Genomic DNA, 18,719 nt, shown 5'->3' with positions numbered 1-18,719 from the left:
CATGGACCCGAATTTGCGAGATCAATGAGATCCTAGAGAACTCGGGGCGCTTTGAGCTGAGCCCTAGGGGGGCAGGTGTCGGTTCTTGTCTGTTCTCCGCGAGTTTTGAATTTTTCTCACTGAGTTTTGAACTCGGGGCGCTTTGAGCTGAGCCCTAGGGGGGCCGGGGCTGCTTCCAGCCTGTCGCCGGCCCGTGTAGCTTCAGGGGTGTTGCGCCTGCAAATTCGAAGGTAGGATGACGCCTTATGGCCAGTAGCGGTAAGCCGCTTGGTTCACTACAACGCCTGGTCAATAGCTATAAATTTGAAACTCTATGCTCGAACGACTCAGAACACTTTTCAGAAACTCAGCCACCCCAAAGGCTGCACCTTCGAGGGAAGTCGAGCAGCTGCAGGCACCTCCACCGGCACCCCCAAAAAAACCGAGTGTGACTTGGCAAGAAAAAGTCCAACAGCTAGGCGTAGATCCCACGAACACTGCCTCCATTTCTCCAGCACCGAGGGATTTTTCCAGCCTCCCCCAGGAGCAACGCGATGCCTGGCTTCATCAGCGACGCATGAGACGGATTGAAGAGACTGAAAGGAACTTAGGCAAGTATGGGCATAGATACCGATTTATGCATTTGTCTGCACTGAGTGCTACGACTAGACGATCGCATGCAGAGCGTCATGGGCAGCTTTTTACTGGTGACCAGTTACGAATCTTCTGGAGTGACGAAGAAAATATAAAAGGGTGTAAATGCTCTTTTGTAGAAGTAATGCTGGATGAGGAGGGCCAGCCAATTGTTGGAAGTATTGTGGATAGGGCAAGAGCAATGTACTTAAAGTATAAGTCGGAGTTTAATTGAACAAACGGTGTTGTTTCTTCGTGAGATTTGAATTTTCGTACTGAAATTTCAATTCGGAGACAAATCAGGATCGGCCAGAGTGGTTGCCGGGGCGAATGCTTGCTTGTCGCCGGCTCGTGTAAAGTTCCCACACGAAAGGAAGGCGAAAGAATGAGCAACTTGGTCTGCGATTTCTACGATGACGATGGCGCAATGAATGGCCCATGGCACTGGTCTGGAGTCCTCTGCCGTGGGTGTTTTGAGGGTCATCTGGACTCGCAGGTTCGTGTCAGTCCCAAGGGCGCATCTTCGGAAAAGTGTGAGCGCTGTGGGAACTCTCCATGCGAGAGCCTTGATAGCTCCCTGGATGCAGATGAAGAAGGAGAGCCCTCTCCGGCACCAACAGTAAAACTGCTGTCACCGACCCAATCCCTCGCTCTCATAATTGGTCATGAGCGAATCAGTCATGCGGAGGCGGTGCGTAGGGTCTACGCTTACATTGAGACGAATGGTCTTCATGATCCTGATTCCCAGCGCATCATTCTGTGCGATAGCTTCCTGCAGGCAGCCCTTGGAGTGCCCAAAGTGAGTCTATTCGCGATATCAAAACTGGTCCAAAGCAAGCTTCAGTAGGTCTATGACAGGGATAGAGGCGGCAACCAGAGGATCCCAGAACATCCATATGTAGCTCCCACTCTGGGTCGAACGAGGTCGTCAGGCGATCGCAAAGTTCAAAACTCAGTGATCGGTGGACCTGAAAATTCAAGACTCAGTAATCAGCGAGTTCAAAACTTGAGGATCCATCTTCGCGCAAGTGCTTGATTCACCGTAATGCGGAGTTCAAAATTCAGTGAGAAACGACAGTTGTAAAAGCAGGCCTTTCTTATGCAGGCGTCTGCGGATCAAATGCAAGGATTTCCCATGCGGAGGGCGTGTAAACCTCGAACGATCCGGATGTGCAGCCCCTATCTATTGGTGCAAACATTTCATTCCAACCGGCTTGAATCAACGATCGGTTTCGCGCTCCACCTGCCGTGCAAAGTCCTGCACCGATCCCTCGTAGGGCTGGTTGTTGGCATCGAGCAGGATCTGGCGAATGGCAGGCGAGCGAAGGGCTTGTTCGATCAATGCATGCAGATGCACCACCACCTGGGAGGGCGTACCCGGTGGGGCGAAGAGCCCGAACAGGGAATCCAGATTCGCGGATGGGTAACCTAGTTCCGCGAGGGTCGGCACCTCTGGGAGCACTGGCAGGCGACGCGGTGCGCCAACCGCCAAGGCCTTGAAGCGCCCGTCACGCAAGGCTGCGAGCTGGCTCGGTGCGACGTTGGTCGACAGCAGCTCGAAGTGGCCACCGAGCGCATCGGTCAATTGCTGCCCGCCGCCCTTGTACGGAATATGGCTGATGCGCACGCCCGCAAGCTGACTCACGCGTTGCAGCACGGTGTGCCCCGTCGTGCCTTCGCCTGTCGTTGCCCAGCGCAGCATGCCCGGGTGCTTGCGCGCCTCGTCGATCATGTCGGCGAACGCAGTGGGTGCGAGCGCGGAGGTGCCCACCAACAGCAGCGGCGTGCGCATGACACCCGCCACGGGCTGCAGGGGCAATGGCGCTGCACCCCCTGGCGCTCGGGCACGCCGCGCGGCCGCGTGGCGCAGCAGGCCCAATGCGGCGGCGGCGGTAAAGACCAGCATCTGGCCATCGGGCGGACTGCGTTGCAAGAGCTCTAGCGCCAGCGTTCCACTGGCGCCAGACCGGTTCTCGACGATCACCTGCGCCTGGCGCTGATCGGCCATCTCCTTGGCCAGGGCGCGCGCCACCAGGTCGCTGACACCGCCGGGGGGATAGGCCACCAGCATCTTCAGCGCAGCGCCTGGCCTTTTCTGGGCGGCCAGTCCCTCCGTGGCCACGAGCGATGCGCCCATCCAGCCGCTCAGTAGCATGGCTCTTCGCGACCATCGTGGGGCGTTTGCCGGGGTCAGCTTGGGCCATTCGGACATAGGTTCACCTGCTTTTGGAGGCATGGCGCTTGGCCAGCTTCTTGGCCAAGGCGATCACCGTGCCCAACGGGCCATCGCAGTCATGCGCGCGGTACACCAAGGTCAACGGCGCCCAAAGGTCGAGGGACGGATCGAGTGAGCGATACACCACCGCATGGCGATGCGATCCTTTGATCGACGCCGGAACAATGGACAAGCCCACGCCTGCTGCCACCAGGTTCACATTGGTCATCATGCGCTCGACTTCGGCGGCCACTTCCACATGGACATGGCGTTGTGCACACAGCGCCAGCAGATTGGCATACAGGCCTGGCGCACCGGGTCTGCGCACCAGCACCAGTTTCTCGCCATCGAGCTCCTCCAGCATGACGGGCTGGGCGCTGTTGTGCGCCAACCGGTGGTCCACCGGGATGGCCAACAGCGCTTCTTCCCGGAGCAGGGGCTCGAACGCCAATCCATCCGGGTGAGCCACCGGCACGCGCAAAAAGCCACAATGCAGACGTTGCGCCGCGACGGCTTCGGTGATTTCAGCGGCGTTGTTTTCGCTGACGCTCAGCAAGATGTCGGGGTGCGACTTGCGGCAGGTGCGCAGCACTTCCGGGGTGAAGGCATGCGCCGCCGCCGAGCTGGTGAAGCCTATGCGCAGATGGCCCCGCTCACCGCGCGCATACGCCTCGATGCGCTGCTGCATGGCGCCAAAGTCGCCCAGCAGCCGCTCGGCTTCTGCGCGCAGCTCATGGCCCAGATCGGTGAGATCCACGCCTTTGGGATGGCGACGAAACAGCGCGCTGCCCAGCTCGTTCTCCAGCGCCAGAATCTGCTGCGACAACGGCGGCTGCTGGATGCCCAGGCGCTCTGCGGCACGCGTGATATGGCCGCATTCGGCCACCGCAAGAAAATACCGGAGATGACGCAGTTCCATATATTTGAAAAGTATGCAGTTGATATCTTAGAAATCTTTGAAATATTTCGCAAGCCGACCAAGAATAGGGAGGCCCTCGCCAACCAAGCGCTGGTCCGCCAGCCTTGCGGGGAGCCGCACCCATAAAAAACGCTTGATAGGAGACAAACCATGAAATCGCCTCTTTCCAAACTCGGCCTGCCCCTGCTGGCGCTGCTCGCGCTCAGCGGCTGCGGCGACGGCTCCCTGGTGCTGCAAGGGCCGTCCACCTCCAACGAGGCAGCGCCGGTGACGGCCACTTGCCCTGCCGATGTGCCCAGCGACGCGAAATGCCTGTCTGGCCGCGACTCCAAGGGCGCGTTCTACATGATTGCAGTGCCGGCAAAGTGGAATGGCATCCTGGTAATGCATGCGCATGGAGGCCCCGATCTGGCCGCCCCCGATCTGGACCGCTCCATGGAAGACCTGACCCGCTGGTCCATCATGGTGAAGTCAGGCTACGCATGGGCGGGCTCCTCCTACCGCCAGGGCGGAGTGGAAGTGCGCGCTGCCGCCGAAGACACGGAGCGTCTGCGCGGCATCTTCCGCAAGCATGTGGCGATCCCCAGCAAGACCATCTTGCATGGTCAGTCCTGGGGCGCTGGCGTGGCAGCCAAGGGCGCGGAGATGTTCACGCTAGAGACCGTCGGCGAGCGTCCCTACGATGGCGTTTTGCTGACCAGCGGCGTGCTGGGCGGGGGCACCCGTTCCTACGATTTCCGGCTTGATCTGCGCGTGGTCTACCAGTACCTGTGTGGTAACCATCCACGTCCCAGCGAACAGCCTTACGCACTCAACCTCGGCCTGCCCGCCAATGTCACGATGAAGCAGGCGGACGTGGCGCTGCGTGTCAACGAATGCCTGGCGCTCAACAAGCCCGCTGCCGAGCGCACACCCGAGCAGAAGGCCAAGATCCAGACCATCGTCGATGTGATCAAGATTCCGGAGAGCGCCATCCAGTCGCACATGAACTGGGCGACCATGCACTTCCAGGATATCTCCGCCAAGCGCACCGGCGGGGAGAGCCCGTTCGGCAATGAAGGCGCGGTCTACAGCGGCTCTACCGACGATGCGGCCCTCAACGCCGGCGTGCTGCGCTACAAAGCCAACCCTGCCGCCTACCAGACGTTCGCCACCGACACCGACCCGGTCGGCAAGATCCCTGTGCCGGTGCTGTCCACCAAATGGATCAGCGACCCGACCGCATTTGTAGAGCTCGATTCTCGTTTCCGCGAGGTGATGCAAGAAGGCGGCAGTGCTGCGCGTCTGGTGCAGACCTTCACGACAAACGGCACCCACAGCTTTATCAGCGATCCAACCTATCCCGCGCTGATGGACGCGCTGCTGCAGTGGGTGAACACCGGCACCAAGCCCACGCCTTCCGGCATCGCCAGTGCCTGCCTGGCCCTGGAAGCGACCTACGGCAAGGGCTGTAGCTTTGATGCGAGCTACACCTCACCTGCACTGTCCACACGCGTCGCTCCACGCCAACGTCCGCAGTGATCGCTGCTTGCGCTTGCCCGGTGCTTGGGTTCCACACGCAAGCGGGCAATGGTTGTTGCACTGGCCCAAGCTGAGGCCGGTGCAAAATCTGCTGCACAACACGGCACACCGGCCCGTGTTTCTGCGTCCGCCCTCAGCCTTGCGCTGCCCGCACACACACCAGCGCTTCCACCTGGTCCAGCAGCATCTGCAGATGGCGCTCGCGCAAGCTGTCGCCCAGCAGGTCCACCTGCAGCAGGCTGCGCCAGGTGGCGGCGTGGTCGATGCGAAAGCCGCTCAGCGCAGAGATCAGGTAGTGCACATCGGTGGCAGTGACCTCGGGCTTGAACAGGCCCTGGGCCACGCCGCGCTCCAGGATGCGCTCCAGGGGGGTGAGGGCCGCGCGGCGCAATGATTCGGTGTTGGAGATCTGGCCCAGCATTTCGCCGCCCTGGAAGTTCTCCTGCAGCACCAGGCGGGTGAAGGCCTGGTTGTTGGCGTGGTAGTCAAAGCTTTTCTGGGCCAGTGCATGCAGCGCTTGCAACGGCTCTAGCGCGTCGAGGTTCAGGCTTTCTTCGGAGGCGCGGATATCGGTGTAGCTTTGCTCGATGACGGCCAGGTACACATCCTTCTTGTTGCCGAAGTAGTAGTACAGCATGCGCTTGGCGCAGCCGGCCTTGGCCGCTATGCGTTCGAGCCGGGCGCCGTCATAGCCATAGTTGGCAAACTCGGTCTTGCCGGCGTCGAGCAGGGCCTGGCGCATGCCTGCCGATGCGCCGGGCTCATCGGTCTGGGGGGGTTGAGAGGTTGGCTCTTGCTGGCCTTGCTGCTTGCTCACTGCCGGATCTCCGTGGACACAAGCGGGCAAGCGTACCATGCGCGCCCTTCGCGGAGCGTCGGCAACAAAAAAGCCATGGCTTGCAGTGCAGGCCATGGCGGGTTGTGGGTCAAGGGGCTGGTGGCCCGACCCCATGCAGGTGCTTACTGGGCCTTGTCAGGCAGCGCGTAGGCGATCACATAGTCGCCACGGTCGGGCGACTGGCGCGCGCCGCCAGCGGAGATCAGCACATACTGCTTGCCGGTCTTGGGCGATTGGTAGGTCATCGGGCCGCCCTGGCTGCCCACGGGCAGGCGGCTTTTCCAGATCTCCTGGCCGTTGGCGGTGTTCCAGGCGCGCAGGTAGTAGTCCTGCGTGCCGGCAAAGAACACCAGGCCGCCCTGGGTGGACAGGCTGCCGCCCAGGGTGGGCAGGCCCACTGGCATCGGCATGCGCATCTTGATGCCCATCGGGCCGGTGTCCTGCACGGTGCCCACGGGCACCTGCCAGACCACTTGCTGGGTCTTCATGTCAATCGCCGAGAGCGTGCCAAAAGGGGGCTTTTGGCAAGGGATGCCCAGCGGCGACATGAAGCGGTCCTTGATGACGGCATAAGGCGTGCCGCCCAGCGGCACCTGGCCCATGCCGGTGTTGGGCTGCTCGCCACCATCGGACAGCGCGGCCTTGGGCTTTTGCGGCATCATCTGCACCCACAGGCCCAGGCGCATGTCGTTGACAAAGATCAGGTGGTTGTTCGGGTCGGCCGAGATACCGCCCCAGTTCATGCCGCCCAGCGAGCCGGGGAAGCTCAGCGACACATCGGTGTCGGGGGCGGTGAACAGGCCTTCATAGCGCATCGACTTGAACTTGATGCGGCAGATGAGCTGGTCCAGTGGCGTGGCGCCCCACATGTCCGCTTCGGTCAGGGTCCGGGTGCCAATCTGCGGCATGCCGACGGAGACGCGCTGGGTGGCGGCATATTTCTCACCGGCAATGCCTGCGGGCTTGACCGGCACATCGTCCACCTGGGTCAGCGGCTGGCCGCTTTGGCGGTCCAGCACAAAGATCTGGCCGGCCTTGGTGCCCACCACGAGGGCGGGCGTGGTGCTGCCATCCTTTTTGGGGAAGTCGATCAAGGTCGGAGCCATCGGAATATCAAAATCCCAGAGGTCGTTGTGCACAGTCTGGTAGACCCATTTCTCATGGCCGGTGGTGGCATCCAGCGCCAGGATGGAGGCGCCGTACTTCAGATCGGCTGCGGAACGGGGTACGCCGTACAGATCGACCGAGGGCGAGCCCATGGGCAGGTAGACGGTGTTGGAGCTGGGGTCGTAGGTGGTACCGGCCCACACATTGGCGGACGAGCGCGTGTAGGTGGCGCCGGGGGCCAGCACCTCGTTGGGCGTGTTGGAGCCCGCATCAAAGGCCCAGCGCAGCGCGCCGGTCATCACGTCAAAGCCACGGATCACGCCGCCGGGCATATCGACCTGGACGTTGTCGGCCACACGGCCGCCGACGACGATGGTGGTGCCGGCCACGGTGGGGGCCGATGTGAGGGTGTAGTAAGCGGGGTTGGCAATGGCGCCCAGGCCTTGCTTCAGATCGACAATGCCCTGGTTGCCAAAGCCGGCGCAGAGCTCGCCGTTGTCGGCATTGATCGCAAACAGGCGCGCGTCGATGGTGTTCATCACGATGCGGCGCTGGCACTGGTCGCCTGCGGGCAGCGCAACGGGCTGCACCGGCGACGATCCCGCCACCTGCGGCACCGGCAGCGGCGCATTGGCATCAAAGTAGGCCAGGCCCCGGCAGCGTTCCCAGACACCGCCCACATGCGAGTTGGTGTCGTGGCGCCACAGCTGCTTGCCGGTATCGGCATCGAGCGCAATCACGTTGTTGCTGGGCGTGCAGACAAAGACCTTGTCACCCACTTGCAGCGGCGTGGTCTGGTCTTCGGCACCGGCGCCAGTCGATTTGGGCACATCGCCGGTGTGGAAGGTCCAGGCCACCTGCAACTGGTTGACGTTGTCCACATTGATCTGGTCCAGCGCCGCAAAGCGGTCGTTGTTCGTGCCGTTGCCGTAATGGCTCCAGTCCTTTTGCGCGCTGGCTGCATCGACCGGCTTGCGGCTGATGGCCGCCTGGTTCTGCACCTCAGGATGGATCTGGAACATGGATGCAAAGCTCACCAGGCCCACGAGCAGCAGCACGCCCGCCAAAGCCAGCGGGCCCTTGTTGCTGCGCGCGCGCGGGGCGCCCGCCTGCAGCAGCGGCAGGCAGGCGCTGACCACCGCTGCGCCAAAGGTCATCGCCAGCAGGCGCGAGACCAGGCTCCAGTAGTCCAGCCCCACTTCGGCCAGGGCCCACAGCACCGTAGCGGCAAAGGTGGCCAGGTACAGCCAGCAGCCCGAGCGGCGGCCGCGCAGCACCTGCACGCCCGACAGCAGCAGGCCCAGGCCCGCCAGCAAAAAGTACCAGCTGCCGCCCAGGCTGATGAGCTTGCCGCCGCCGACCAGGAAGGCCAGGCCGGCGATGGCCAGCACTGCGCCCAGCACGCCGAGCAGCAGGCGCACGGCCAGTGACGGTACACGCGCTTGTTGTGTCATATCGATCCTCGAATCTGTCTTGGGCCTGGCAGGCGCAGCAGCCCTCTGCACCAGGCCCGGGATGGGGCGTTGTGCAGAGGGCCCGAAGCAGTCGCTGCTACAGACCTTGTCTTGTGTGAGAAAAAATGTCCATTGTGGTGAGAAATAAAGTCCATCGCTGCCTGATGTGTACCGGATATTTCAAGAACTTCTGAAACAAATAGCCGCCGAGCAGCCATGGGCTGGCGCAAATGCTGCTGGGGCGCGCGCTGAAGCGGCGTGGATTCAGGCGCTGAAATGCTGCTTCATCAGCGGCTTGAGGATGCCGTGCACGGCCTTGACCAGGCGGTTGTGCGGCCGCGCGGCCGGTGTGGCCAGCACGATGCGGTTGCGGATCACAGGGTGGCTGACCTGGGCGGTGAACACCGGCGCGCTGCCTGGCCAGGTCTTCACGGCGCTGGCGGGCACGACCGAGCAGCCCACATTGCGGGCGACCAGGGACAGCACCATCTTGATCGAATCGACCTCGGCGACGATGCGTAGCGGCAGCTGCTGGTCTTCGACTGCGTCGTCAAAAATCATGCGCAGCGCCTGCGGGCGGCTGGGCAGCACCAGCGGGTAGTCCACCAGCTGGGCCACTTTGACCCGCTCGGGCAGGGGGCGGGTGCTGATCAGCACCAGGGGCTCGCGCGCCAGCGGCTCGGTCAACAGCTGCGGCGTGGGGCTGGGGTCAAACAGCACGGCCACATCCAGGCGGTCGGCCAGCAGCCATTCGCGCAGGCGAATGCTCAGGCTCTCTTCGACAATGATCGAGGCATCGGGGCAGGCCTGCAAAAACTGCTGCACCACATCGGGCGTGACCAGGCTGGCCACCAAAGGCGGCAGCCCCAGGCGCACCTTGCCGCGCGGGCTTTGCAGACGCGCCGCCATGTCGGCCTTGGCGGCATCGACGGCCGCGCTGATGCTGCGCCCATGGGCCAGCATGGCCTTGCCCGATTCGGTCAGCCGCACGCCCCGGCCATGGCGCTCGAGCAGCGGCTGGCCCAGCTCGGCCTCCAGCAGCTGCACCTGGCGGCTCAGGGTCGGCTGGCTCAGGTTCAGCGCCGCAGCGGCCTTGCTGTAGCTCTGTGCCTGGGCGACCGCCATGAAGTACTGCAAGCGCACAAAATCCATGCATCACCTCTATATCTGATATTTGGATTTTATAGGCGATCAAAAAACTGGCAGTTCCACAATGCGCTCAAGACGACTCTTTGATGGCCTTGCATGAACGCCCCGACCCCCCACCTCCAGCAGCCCGTACAGACCTATACGCTGGCGCCCTCGCGCCCCAGTCTGGTGCTGCCCGCCGGCAGCTGCGACAGCCATGTGCATGTGTTTGGCCCGGTGAACGAATTTCCGTATGCGGAGCCGCGCAGCTTCACCCCCGCCGATGCGGGCAAGGAGACCTTGTTTGCGCTGCACCGCCATCTGGGCATCAGCCGCTGCGTGATCGTGCAATCGGCCTGCCATGGCTATGACAACCGCGTGGTCGAGGATGCGATTGCGCATGGCGGCGGCCGCTACCTGGGGGTGGCGCTGGTGCCACTGTCGGTAACGCGTGCCGAGCTGCAGCGTCTGGCCGCAGCAGGTTTTCGGGCGATCCGCTTCAACTTCATGAAGCACCTGAACACTGGCGCTTCCGTTGAGGACGTGGTGGCCTTGACACCGATGCTCGCCGAGCTGGGCATGCACCTGCAGATCCATTTTGAGAGCGCACTGATCCACAGCCTGGGCCCCGTGCTGCAGCAATCGGCCTGCCCGGTGGTGATCGACCACATGGGCCGTGTGGATGCCGCGTTGGGCCGGGAGGGCGCCGATTTTCAGGCACTGCTGCGGCTTCTGGAGCAGCCGCTGTTTTACGTGAAGGTCAGCGGCATCGACCGCATCGATGCGACGCCGCCTTACCTGCACGGCATTGCGCGGGCGCAGGAGCTGGTGGCCCATGCGCCCGAGCGCGTGCTCTGGGGCAGTGACTGGCCGCACCCCAACCACACGCATGTGCCCGATGACGGTGTGCTGGTCGATGCGCTCGCGCGGTTCAGCCCCAACCCGGCGCATCTGCAGGCCCTGCTGGTGGACAACCCCCAGCGCCTCTACCGCTTCCCAGCCTGAGATATTCGCAAGGAAAAAAGCATGGCGATTTTTGATGCCCATACCCCCGTCAACCCGCAAGGCCGGCTCGCCGGCAAGGTGGTCTATATCACCGGTGCCGGGGCCGCTGGCGCGGGCTGGGGCAATGGCCGGGCGACGGCGATCCGCTTTGCGCAGGAAGGCGCACTGGTGTTTGGTGTGGACCGCAATGCCCAGGCGCTGCGCGAGACCGAGGGCAGCATCCGCAGTGCGGGCGGCCAGTTTGTCGCCGGCCACTGCGATGTGATGGATGCGGCCTCGATAGCGGCATCGGTGCAGGCCTGCCAGGCGGCGCTCGGGCGCATCGATGTGCTGGTCAACAACGTGGGCGGCTCGGCCAAGGGCGGGCCGGTCGAGATGGACGAAGCGGTCTGGGATGCCCAGCTGGACTACAACCTCAAAAGCGTGTTCCTGTGTTGCAAGGCGGTGCTGCCGCTGATGCAGGCGCAGGGCGCGGGCAGCATCGTCAATATCTCGTCGACCTCGGGCATGCGCTGGACCGGTGCGGCCCAGATTGCCTATGCATCGAGCAAGGCGGCGGTGATCCAGTTTTCCAAGGTGCTGGCCGTGCAGTACGCGCCGCACCGCATCCGCGTGAACACCGTCGTGCCGGGCCAGTTGCACACGCCGATGGTCGAGACCCGCTTGGCCGGCCAGCGCGCTGGTGGCGATGTCGAGGCGCTGCTGGCCCAGCGCCAGGCGCGTATTCCGCTGCCCTTCATGGGCGATGGGCGCGACACCGCCAATGCGGCGCTGTTTCTGGCCTGTGACGAATCGCGCTTTGTGACGGGCACCGAGATTGTGGTGGACGGCGGTATGACCGTGCGCTGCGGATAAAGCAAGATTATTGAAGGAGACAACGATGAGATTCCAAGCCTTTCCCGCAGCCCGCCAGTGGCTGCACGCTGCCGTGCTCGGCACCGCGCTGGGTTGCGCCAGCAGCGCCATGGCGCAAAGCGAGATGACGCGCCTCTTGGTGGCCTTTCCGCCCGGCGGCCCGGTGGACTTCATTGCGCGCACGATGTCGCAGCAGCTGGCCAAGGAATTGGGCCACCCGGTGATTGTGGAAAACAAGCCAGGCGCCAACGGCGCGATTGCTGCCGACAGCGTGATCCGCTCAGCACCCGACGGCAAAACCCTGTGGCTGACCAGCGTGGGTGCGGTCGCCATCAACCCTGCCCTCTACCCCAAGCTGAACTACAAGCCCGCCAGCGACCTGGTGCCCGTCTCGCTGGTGGTCAACAACGTGGAGATCATGGTGGTCAATGCGCAGACCAGTTTCAAGGACGCCAAGGACTTTGTGCAGGCCGCCAGCCAGCGCAAGGACAAGCCGATGACGATGGCGTCGTCCGGCACCGGCAGCGTGCCGCATCTGGCAGCCATCCAGCTCAATGAATCGGCCGGCCTGAATCTGATGCATGTGCCCTACAAGGGCGCGGCCCCTGCCATTACTGACCTGATGGCCGGCCATGTCGATGGCTTCTTTGGCGATATTCCCGGCCTGGTGGGCGCCATTGACAGCGGCAAGTTCCGGCCCGTGGGCATTGCCGCTGCCAAGCGCAGCGCCCGCTACCCGAACGTGCCCACCTTTGACGAGCTGGGCTACAAGGGCGTGGATTCGAACAACTGGTATGCGGTGTTTGCGCCCAAGGGCACCAGCGCCCCGGTGGCAGCCGCTTTGAGCCGCGCCATCCATGCGGCCTTGCATGCACCCGATGTGCAGCGCAAGATCGAGGCCTCGGGTGCCGAAGTGGTGGGCTCCAGCCCCGAAGCGCTGGCCCAGCAGCTGGCGACCGACACGGAAAAGTGGACCGCCATCATCCGCCGCAACCGCATCACCCCCGATTGAGATTGAAAGACTGCCATGCGCATTGAAGCGATTGAGCCAGGCACCCGCAGTGCCCTGGCGGAGTTGGAGCAACAGATCCAGGCCGAGCGTGGCCGCATCTCGCCGCTCTACCAGGTGCTGCTGCACAGCCCCGCCATTGCCAAGGGCTGGGAGCAGATGCTCTCTGCCGTGCGCAACTACAGCAGCATCGATGCGGGGCTGCGCGAGCTGATCATCCTGCGGGTGGCCATGCTCAACCAGGCCGCCTATGAGTTCGAGGCCCATGTGCCGCATGCGCTCAAGGCCGGCGTGACGCAGGCCGCCATCGATGCAACGCGCGATACCGGCACCACCGCCAGCCCGGCCTGGGATGGCCTGCAGCAGCTGGCCATTGCGGTGACCGATGCGCTGACCCGCGATCTGCAGGTGCCCGAACCCTTGTTTGCGCAGGTGGCTGCGCGCTTCAATGCACAAGAGCAGGTGGAGCTGTTTGCCACCATCGGCGCCTACAACATGGTATCGCGCTTCTTGAACGCCTTTGAGATTGGCCACTGATGTCCACACCTGTCATCGACAGCCTGCTGCTGCGCTGCACGCCAGTGGTGCATGAAACCGCCACCACGCTGGCGCAGACCGCGTTGGCGCTGCTGCGCCAGGACTTGGCCGATCTGCAGCTTGACCTGCGCTTGGTGCGTGTGGCCCAGCAACCCCAAGGCATCGCCTATCTGTACTTTGCACTCGGCAGCCCGCAGCCGCTGAGCGCCGATCAAACGCGGCAGGCCGAGCGCCGCTTGCAGAGCGCAGGCAGCACCGGCCTGGCGGCCTGCGAGCTATCGCGCCTGCAGCTGGTGATGCAGCGCATCGGCCCCGCCCAGGGCGAGGCCACTCCCGTGCACTACGCCGTCGAGATGGACCCCGAGGCCGGTTGGCAGGACGAGTTGTTTGCCTGGTATGACCAGGAGCATCTGCCCGGCCTGGCCAGCGTGGCCGGCACCGCCCAGGCCTTTCGCTACCTGAACCTGGACCATGGCCCGCTGTCGCTGGCCTGCTATGATCTGGTCGATGCCGAGGTGATGGGCTGCCCGGCCTGGCTGGCGGTGCGGGGCACCACCTGGAGCGCGCGGGTGCGGCCGCATTTCACCAACACCCGGCGCACGATGTTTGATGCGCAACCGCTGGTGGAGGCGATAAGCTAGGCGCCGGCCACCGGCGAGCACAGCTCCACCAGGCTGCCATCCGGGCAGCGCACATAGGCCACCACCTGGCCCCAGGGCTTGGTGGTGGGGGCAGCGAGCGCCGTAGCACCGGCCGCCAATGCGCTGGCATAGGCCTGGGCCACATCACTGCTGACCAGCGCAATCTCTACCCCCAGCGGTTGGGCCGATTCGGACGCGGCCACATGACCGCCGCTGAAGTTGGCATGGCCCAGCGCATGGTCGGCAAAGGCCAAGGTGGTGGCACCGGTCTCCAGCTCGCCATAGCTGCCCGAGGGGTGCAGAAAACGGGTGGCCAGGCCAAAGGCCTGCGAGAAAAAAGCCAACGATGCCGCGACATCGGGCACATAGACGATGGTGTAGCCGAACTGCAGTGCTTGCATGGTGGGCGCCCTTTTTTTAGAACATATTCCTGGACCCGCACCAGCGGGCCACGCTTGCCGAACGCCCGAGACCGTGTTCAGACCACGGCAGGGAGTGGGGCTGAGGGACTTTAGCGGCTGGTGCAGGCCTTGCAGGTTTGCAGGGCCAGGCGGTGCAGTGCCTGCCAACCATTGGCCGGCCACTCGGGCACCTTCAGGCCCTTGACGATGCCATCGACCGCGTGGGCCGAGTGCAGCAGGCGGGCGACGGTGGCATCGCTGATGCGGGGCAGCACGCGCTCAAAATGGCGCTCCTTGTTGCCCCAGACGCGGTTCTCGCGCAGGGCCATTGGCATGGGCCTGCCGTTGCGCAGCGCGTCTTTCACCCGCTTCATCGCGCGGATGTCTTCGGCCAGCGCCCAGTGCACCAGCACCTCGGCCTCGCCCTCAGCCTGCAGGCCGTTGAGCATGCGCTCGGTGCGCAGCACCTGGCCGGAGAGCACGGCATCCGAGAGCTTGAACACGTCGTAGCGGGCGACATTCAGCACCGCCTGTTCGACCTGCTCAAAGCCGAGCTCGCCTGCCGGGTAGAGCAGGCCGAGCTTTTGAATTTCCTGGTGGGCGGCGAGCAGGTTGCCCTCGACCCGGTCGGCAAAAAAGGCCAGTGTGCGCTGGCCTTCCTCGCCGGCTTTGACATGCTGCTCCTGCCGCTGCAGGCGCTGGGCGATCCAGGCGGGCAGCGCGGCGCGCTCGATGCTGTCGACCTGCAGGGTGACGCCATGCGACTCCAGCGCGGCAAACCAGGCGCCGGTCTTGGTGGCCTTGTCCAGGCGCGGCAGCACCACGATGGTCAAGGTGCTGTCGTTGTCCACACTGCTGCTGACCAGCTGCTGCAGCGCCGTGCTGCCATCCTTGCCAGGCTTGCCGCTGGGGATGCGCACTTCGATGATCTGCTTGTCGGCAAAGAGGCTCAGGCTCCCGCCGGCAGCGAGCACTGCGCTCCAGTCAAAATGCGCGCCAGCGACGGTGAAGCTGCTGCGCTCGGTGTAACCGTTGGCGCGCGCGCTGGCACGGATGGCATCCACGGCCTCCTGCACCAACAGGGGCTCGTCGCCATGCACGGTGTACAGAGACCGCAGCCCCTTGCCCAACTGGGCACTCAACTGATTCAACGGCACTTGCATGCTTGGTGGCGCTTCCAGCGCGGCGTGGCCGCAGCGCTTGTCATTCGGTAGGGGTGACGGACTTGACGATGGCCAGGCGCCGCACGATCTGCTGAACGATGTCGGTCTGCATGTTGCGGTAGAGCATGTCCTCTTCGTTCGCCTTGGACAGTGCGTAGGTTTCCAGGTAGCTGATCTCGCGGTACTGCATCAACTCGGAATCGGGCACATAGAGGGCGCCCTTGGCATCACGCACCCGAAAACGCGTGATCAGGCGGATCTGCAGCTCGCGCACCTCGCCGGCCGCATTGCGCGAGACGACGACGCGCTCGCGGCGCTGGCCCAGGTCATCGAAGATGGCCTCAGCCTGCGTGGCCTGGCTCGGGTCGCGCAGCACCTGCAGGCTGCCGGCAGCCTCCAGGTGGCGTTGCAGCTCTTTGAGGAAGCCCGAATTGGCGTTGCCGTTCAAATACAGCGATTTGAACGCGAAATCCACCGATCCGCGCAGTTTGAAGCCGCATGCCGCCAGCAGCGGCACGCTTGCCAGGGCAGTAAGCAGCGTGCGTTTTTGCATGGCGCTTAGACTACCACGTTCACCAGGCGGCCCGGCACGATGATGACTTTCTTCGGGGTCGCGCCATTGGCGATTTTCTGGAAGTCTTCATTGGCCAGAGCAGCCGCTTCAATCGTGGCCTTGTCGGCGCCGGCAGCGATGATGATGGAGCCGCGCAGCTTGCCGTTGACCTGCAGCATCAGCTCGATTTCGTCCTGCACCAGCGCCTGGGCATCGACCTCGGGCCAGGCGGCGTCCAGCAGGCCCCCAAAGGCCTGCTGGTAGCCCAGCGCATCCCACAGCACCTGCGTCAGGTGGGGCGTGGCCGGGTAGAGCGCGCGCAGCAAAATGCCAAAGCCCTCGACCAGCGCGGCGCGGCCGCCTTCGCTGTCCACGGCCTTGAAGTCTTCCAGCGCGTTGATCATCTTCATCGCGCCCGACACCACCGTGTTGTACTGCATGCGGCTGTAGTCATAGGCCACTTGCTTGAGCACGGTGTGGATCTCCAGGCGCAGCGCCTTGGCTTCCTTGCCAAAGGCGGCGTTCGCAGCACTGGCCGCCTGGGCGCGGGCGGCATCGAACTCAGGCGCATGCAGCTTGCTGCCGAAGTTGTAGACACGGCGCAGGAAGCGGTAGCTGCCCTCGACGGCTGACTCGTTCCACTCCAGGGTCAGCTCGGGCGGCGCGGTGAACATGGTGTAGAGCCGCGCGGTATCGGCGCCGTACTTCTCGATCAGGTCCTGCGGGTCGACCCCGTTGTTCTTGGACTTGGACATCGTGCCCACGCCCTCGTAGTCGATCGCGGTGCCAACGGGCAGCAGGCCATCGGCGCTGTCCACGGCCACCTTGAGCTGGGCGCCCACGACCTTGCCGGTCTCGTCCAACACCTGCTCCACATCCTTGGGCCAGAAGTATTCCTTGCCACCCTTGGCGGTGCGGCGACTGTAGATGTGGTTGAGCACCATGCCTTGCGTGAGCAGCTTGGTGAAGGGCTCGTCGACCTTGACCAGACCCAGGTCGCGCATGACCTTGGTCCAGAAGCGTGCATACAGCAAGTGCAGGATCGCGTGCTCAATGCCACCGATGTACTGGTCCATCGGCATCCAGTAGTCGGCGCCGTCGGCCACCATCTTCTCGCTGTTCTTGGAATCGCAATAACGCATGAAGTACCAGGACGAATCCACAAAGGTGTCCATGGTGTCGGTCTCGCGGCGGGCCGGCTTGCCGCAGCAGGGGCAGACCACGCCGGCGTGGAAGGCTTCGCTCTTGATCAGCGGGTTGCCCGAGCCATCGGGCACCAGGTCTTGGGGCAGCACGACCGGCAGGTCCTTCTCGGGCACGGGCTGGGCACCGCAGTCTTCGCAGTGGATGATCGGGATGGGGGTGCCCCAGTAGCGCTGGCGGCTCACGCCCCAATCGCGCAGGCGCCAGGTGGTTTTCAGTTCGCCCAGGCCCTTGGCTTCGAGCGCCTTGGCCACCGCTTGCACGCCTTCCTTGTAGTGCAGGCCATCAAAGGCGCCGGATTCGATGAGGACGCCGCGCTCCTTGTCGCCATACCAGTCATGCCACTGCTGCTTGTCGTAGGGGCCTTCGCCTTCGACGGCCACCACCTGGCGGATCGGCAGGCTGTACTTGTTGGCAAACGCAAAGTCGCGCTCATCGTGGGCGGGCACGCCCATCACGGCGCCGTCGCCATAGCTCATCAGCACATAGTTGCCGATCCAGACCTCGACCTGCGCGCCAGTGATCGGGTGCGTGACGAACAGGCCCGTGGGCTTGCCTTCCTTTTCCTTGACGGCGAGTTCGGCCTCGGTGGTGCCGCCCTTCTTGCATTCTTCGATGAAGGCCGCCAGCTCGGGGTTGGAGGCAGCGGCATGGGTGGCCAGTGGGTGCTCAGGGGCCACGGCGCAGAAGGTCACACCCATGATGGTGTCGGCACGCGTCGTGAAGACATACATCTTGCCCTCGCCGATCAAGCTGCCATCGGCGTTCTTCACGCCATGCGTGAACGCAAAGCGCACGCCGGCACTCTTGCCGATCCAGTTTTCCTGCATCAGGCGCACCTTGTCGGGCCAGCCAGTCAAGGTCGCCTTGTCGTTGCCCATCTGCACATGGTCCAGCAGCTCTTGCGCGTACTGGGTGATGGCCAGGTAGTAGCCCGGGATCTCGCGCTTTTCCACCAGCGCGCCGGTGCGCCAGCCGCGGCCGTCGATCACCTGCTCATTGGCCAGCACAGTCTGGTCCACCGGGTCCCAGTTCACGGTCTGGGTCTTGCGGTAGGCGATGCCCTTGTCCAGCATCTTGAGGAACAGCCACTGGTTCCACTTGTAGTAGTCGGGGTCGCAGGTGGCCACTTCGCGGCTCCAGTCGATCGCCAGACCCATCGCCTGCATCTGCTTTTTCATGTAAGCGATGTTGTCGTAGGTCCACTGCGCAGGCGGCACGCTGTTCTTGATCGCGGCGTTCTCGGCCGGCAGACCAAAGGCATCCCAACCCATGGGCATCAGCACGTTGTAGCCTTGCATGCGCAGCTGGCGCGTGAGCATGTCGTTGATCGTGTAGTTGCGCACATGGCCCATGTGCAGCTTGCCGCTGGGGTAGGGCAGCATGGAGCAGGCGTAGAACTTTTTCTTGCCCGCGTCCTCGGACACGCGGTAGGCATCTTGGGCTTGCCACTGGCTTTGCGCGGCGGCTTCTACGTCGGAGTGGTTGTATTTTTCTTGCATGGAACTGGTCAGGAAAAAGCGGCCGCCCACGGGCTTTCCGGGGCGAGGTCAATTGG

Annotated in this window: 16 protein-coding genes; 7 read left to right on the top strand and 9 right to left on the bottom strand. The window is 63.6% G+C overall.

The features are described 5' to 3' along the window. Positions 1-997 precede the first annotated feature (997 nt). Positions 998-1,459 carry an SWIB/MDM2 domain-containing protein gene (locus F0Q04_RS24275; RefSeq protein ID WP_182343894.1) on the top strand — a complete coding sequence of 154 codons (462 nt, stop codon included), beginning with the start codon at positions 998-1,000 and terminating at the stop codon, positions 1,457-1,459. A gap of 372 nt (positions 1,460-1,831) precedes the next feature. Here the strand turns inward: F0Q04_RS24275 and F0Q04_RS00205 are convergent, their stop codons facing one another. Beyond that, entirely contained in the window at positions 1,832-2,824 is a 993-nt protein-coding gene (locus F0Q04_RS00205) for a Bug family tripartite tricarboxylate transporter substrate binding protein (protein WP_182343892.1), read from the bottom strand. A 4-nt stretch (positions 2,825-2,828) separates the two neighbouring features. After that, complete coding sequence (locus F0Q04_RS00200) at positions 2,829-3,746, bottom strand: LysR family transcriptional regulator (protein WP_182343890.1); 918 nt, start codon at positions 3,744-3,746, stop codon at positions 2,829-2,831. Positions 3,747-3,896: 150 nt separating this feature from the next. On the opposite strand from F0Q04_RS00200, the gene F0Q04_RS00195 reads away from it, so the two are divergent. Next, positions 3,897-5,267, top strand: a complete 1,371-nt coding sequence (locus F0Q04_RS00195; RefSeq protein WP_182343888.1) for a hypothetical protein — start codon at positions 3,897-3,899, stop codon at positions 5,265-5,267. Between the two features lie 133 nt (positions 5,268-5,400). On the opposite strand, the gene F0Q04_RS00190 is transcribed toward F0Q04_RS00195, so the two are convergent. From F0Q04_RS00190 to F0Q04_RS00180, 3 genes are all read right to left on the bottom strand, one after another. Further along, positions 5,401-6,084 carry a TetR family transcriptional regulator gene (locus F0Q04_RS00190; protein WP_182343886.1) on the bottom strand — a complete coding sequence of 228 codons (684 nt, stop codon included), beginning with the start codon at positions 6,082-6,084 and terminating at the stop codon, positions 5,401-5,403. A gap of 143 nt (positions 6,085-6,227) precedes the next feature. Beyond that, complete coding sequence (locus F0Q04_RS00185; RefSeq protein ID WP_182343884.1) at positions 6,228-8,666, bottom strand: membrane-bound PQQ-dependent dehydrogenase, glucose/quinate/shikimate family; 2,439 nt, start codon at positions 8,664-8,666, stop codon at positions 6,228-6,230. Between the two features lie 264 nt (positions 8,667-8,930). Next, positions 8,931-9,818: a LysR family transcriptional regulator gene (locus tag F0Q04_RS00180; RefSeq protein WP_182343882.1), complete on the bottom strand. Its 888-nt coding sequence runs from the start codon at positions 9,816-9,818 to the stop codon at positions 8,931-8,933. Positions 9,819-9,911: 93 nt separating this feature from the next. On the opposite strand from F0Q04_RS00180, the gene F0Q04_RS00175 reads away from it, so the two are divergent. The 5 genes from F0Q04_RS00175 to F0Q04_RS00155 are packed head-to-tail and all read left to right on the top strand — an operon-like array spanning position 9,912 to position 13,841. After that, entirely contained in the window at positions 9,912-10,799 is an 888-nt protein-coding gene (locus F0Q04_RS00175) for an amidohydrolase family protein (protein WP_182343880.1), read from the top strand. 21 nt (positions 10,800-10,820) lie between these two features. Further along, on the top strand, positions 10,821-11,654 hold the full coding sequence (locus F0Q04_RS00170; protein ID WP_116927639.1) for an SDR family NAD(P)-dependent oxidoreductase: 834 nt from the start codon (positions 10,821-10,823) through the stop codon (positions 11,652-11,654). A gap of 25 nt (positions 11,655-11,679) precedes the next feature. Beyond that, positions 11,680-12,666: a Bug family tripartite tricarboxylate transporter substrate binding protein gene (locus F0Q04_RS00165; protein ID WP_182343878.1), complete on the top strand. Its 987-nt coding sequence runs from the start codon at positions 11,680-11,682 to the stop codon at positions 12,664-12,666. A gap of 15 nt (positions 12,667-12,681) precedes the next feature. Next, complete coding sequence (locus F0Q04_RS00160) at positions 12,682-13,200, top strand: carboxymuconolactone decarboxylase family protein (protein WP_182343876.1); 519 nt, start codon at positions 12,682-12,684, stop codon at positions 13,198-13,200. Beyond that, entirely contained in the window at positions 13,200-13,841 is a 642-nt protein-coding gene (locus F0Q04_RS00155) for a hypothetical protein (protein ID WP_182343874.1), read from the top strand. Before F0Q04_RS00160 ends, F0Q04_RS00155 begins: the two co-directional genes overlap by 1 nt. On the opposite strand, the gene F0Q04_RS00150 is transcribed toward F0Q04_RS00155, so the two are convergent. The 4 genes from F0Q04_RS00150 to leuS form a co-directional block, all read right to left on the bottom strand. After that, on the bottom strand, positions 13,838-14,233 hold the full coding sequence (locus tag F0Q04_RS00150) for a VOC family protein (RefSeq protein ID WP_182345509.1): 396 nt from the start codon (positions 14,231-14,233) through the stop codon (positions 13,838-13,840). The genes F0Q04_RS00155 and F0Q04_RS00150 overlap by 4 nt on opposite strands. Positions 14,234-14,352: 119 nt before the next feature. Continuing rightward, the gene (holA, locus tag F0Q04_RS00145) at positions 14,353-15,405 is read right to left on the bottom strand and encodes a DNA polymerase III subunit delta (protein ID WP_182343872.1); all 1,053 of its coding nucleotides are present in this window, start codon (positions 15,403-15,405) and stop codon (positions 14,353-14,355) included. A gap of 40 nt (positions 15,406-15,445) precedes the next feature. Further along, positions 15,446-15,958 carry an LPS assembly lipoprotein LptE gene (lptE, locus tag F0Q04_RS00140; protein ID WP_116927635.1) on the bottom strand — a complete coding sequence of 171 codons (513 nt, stop codon included), beginning with the start codon at positions 15,956-15,958 and terminating at the stop codon, positions 15,446-15,448. Between the two features lie 5 nt (positions 15,959-15,963). Continuing rightward, positions 15,964-18,663: a leucine--tRNA ligase gene (gene leuS / locus F0Q04_RS00135; RefSeq protein ID WP_182343870.1), complete on the bottom strand. Its 2,700-nt coding sequence runs from the start codon at positions 18,661-18,663 to the stop codon at positions 15,964-15,966. Positions 18,664-18,719: the final 56 nt, after the last annotated feature.

Source organism: Comamonas koreensis (assembly GCF_014076495.1).
Taxonomy (GTDB): domain Bacteria; phylum Pseudomonadota; class Gammaproteobacteria; order Burkholderiales; family Burkholderiaceae_C; genus Comamonas; species Comamonas squillarum.
The sequence above is the reverse complement of the archived record's forward strand: the minus strand, read 5'-3'. Positions and strand labels throughout refer to the sequence as shown.

Bases quoted from the DNA above. Each gene is read 5' to 3' on its own strand.
- holA (WP_182343872.1), bottom strand. From the start codon at position 15,405: ATGCAAGTGCCGTTGAATCAGTTGAGTGCCCAGTTGGGCAAGGGGCTG.
- lptE (WP_116927635.1), bottom strand. From the start codon at position 15,958: ATGCAAAAACGCACGCTGCTTACTGCCCTGGCAAGCGTGCCGCTGCTG.
- F0Q04_RS00170 (WP_116927639.1), top strand. From the start codon at position 10,821: ATGGCGATTTTTGATGCCCATACCCCCGTCAACCCGCAAGGCCGGCTC.
- F0Q04_RS24275 (WP_182343894.1), top strand. From the start codon at position 998: ATGAGCAACTTGGTCTGCGATTTCTACGATGACGATGGCGCAATGAAT.
- F0Q04_RS00200 (WP_182343890.1), bottom strand. From the start codon at position 3,746: ATGGAACTGCGTCATCTCCGGTATTTTCTTGCGGTGGCCGAATGCGGC.
- F0Q04_RS00180 (WP_182343882.1), bottom strand. From the start codon at position 9,818: ATGGATTTTGTGCGCTTGCAGTACTTCATGGCGGTCGCCCAGGCACAG.
- F0Q04_RS00165 (WP_182343878.1), top strand. From the start codon at position 11,680: ATGAGATTCCAAGCCTTTCCCGCAGCCCGCCAGTGGCTGCACGCTGCC.
- F0Q04_RS00160 (WP_182343876.1), top strand. From the start codon at position 12,682: ATGCGCATTGAAGCGATTGAGCCAGGCACCCGCAGTGCCCTGGCGGAG.
- F0Q04_RS00205 (WP_182343892.1), bottom strand. From the start codon at position 2,824: ATGTCCGAATGGCCCAAGCTGACCCCGGCAAACGCCCCACGATGGTCG.
- F0Q04_RS00185 (WP_182343884.1), bottom strand. From the start codon at position 8,666: ATGACACAACAAGCGCGTGTACCGTCACTGGCCGTGCGCCTGCTGCTC.
- leuS (WP_182343870.1), bottom strand. From the start codon at position 18,663: ATGCAAGAAAAATACAACCACTCCGACGTAGAAGCCGCCGCGCAAAGC.
- F0Q04_RS00155 (WP_182343874.1), top strand. From the start codon at position 13,200: ATGTCCACACCTGTCATCGACAGCCTGCTGCTGCGCTGCACGCCAGTG.
- F0Q04_RS00175 (WP_182343880.1), top strand. From the start codon at position 9,912: ATGAACGCCCCGACCCCCCACCTCCAGCAGCCCGTACAGACCTATACG.
- F0Q04_RS00195 (WP_182343888.1), top strand. From the start codon at position 3,897: ATGAAATCGCCTCTTTCCAAACTCGGCCTGCCCCTGCTGGCGCTGCTC.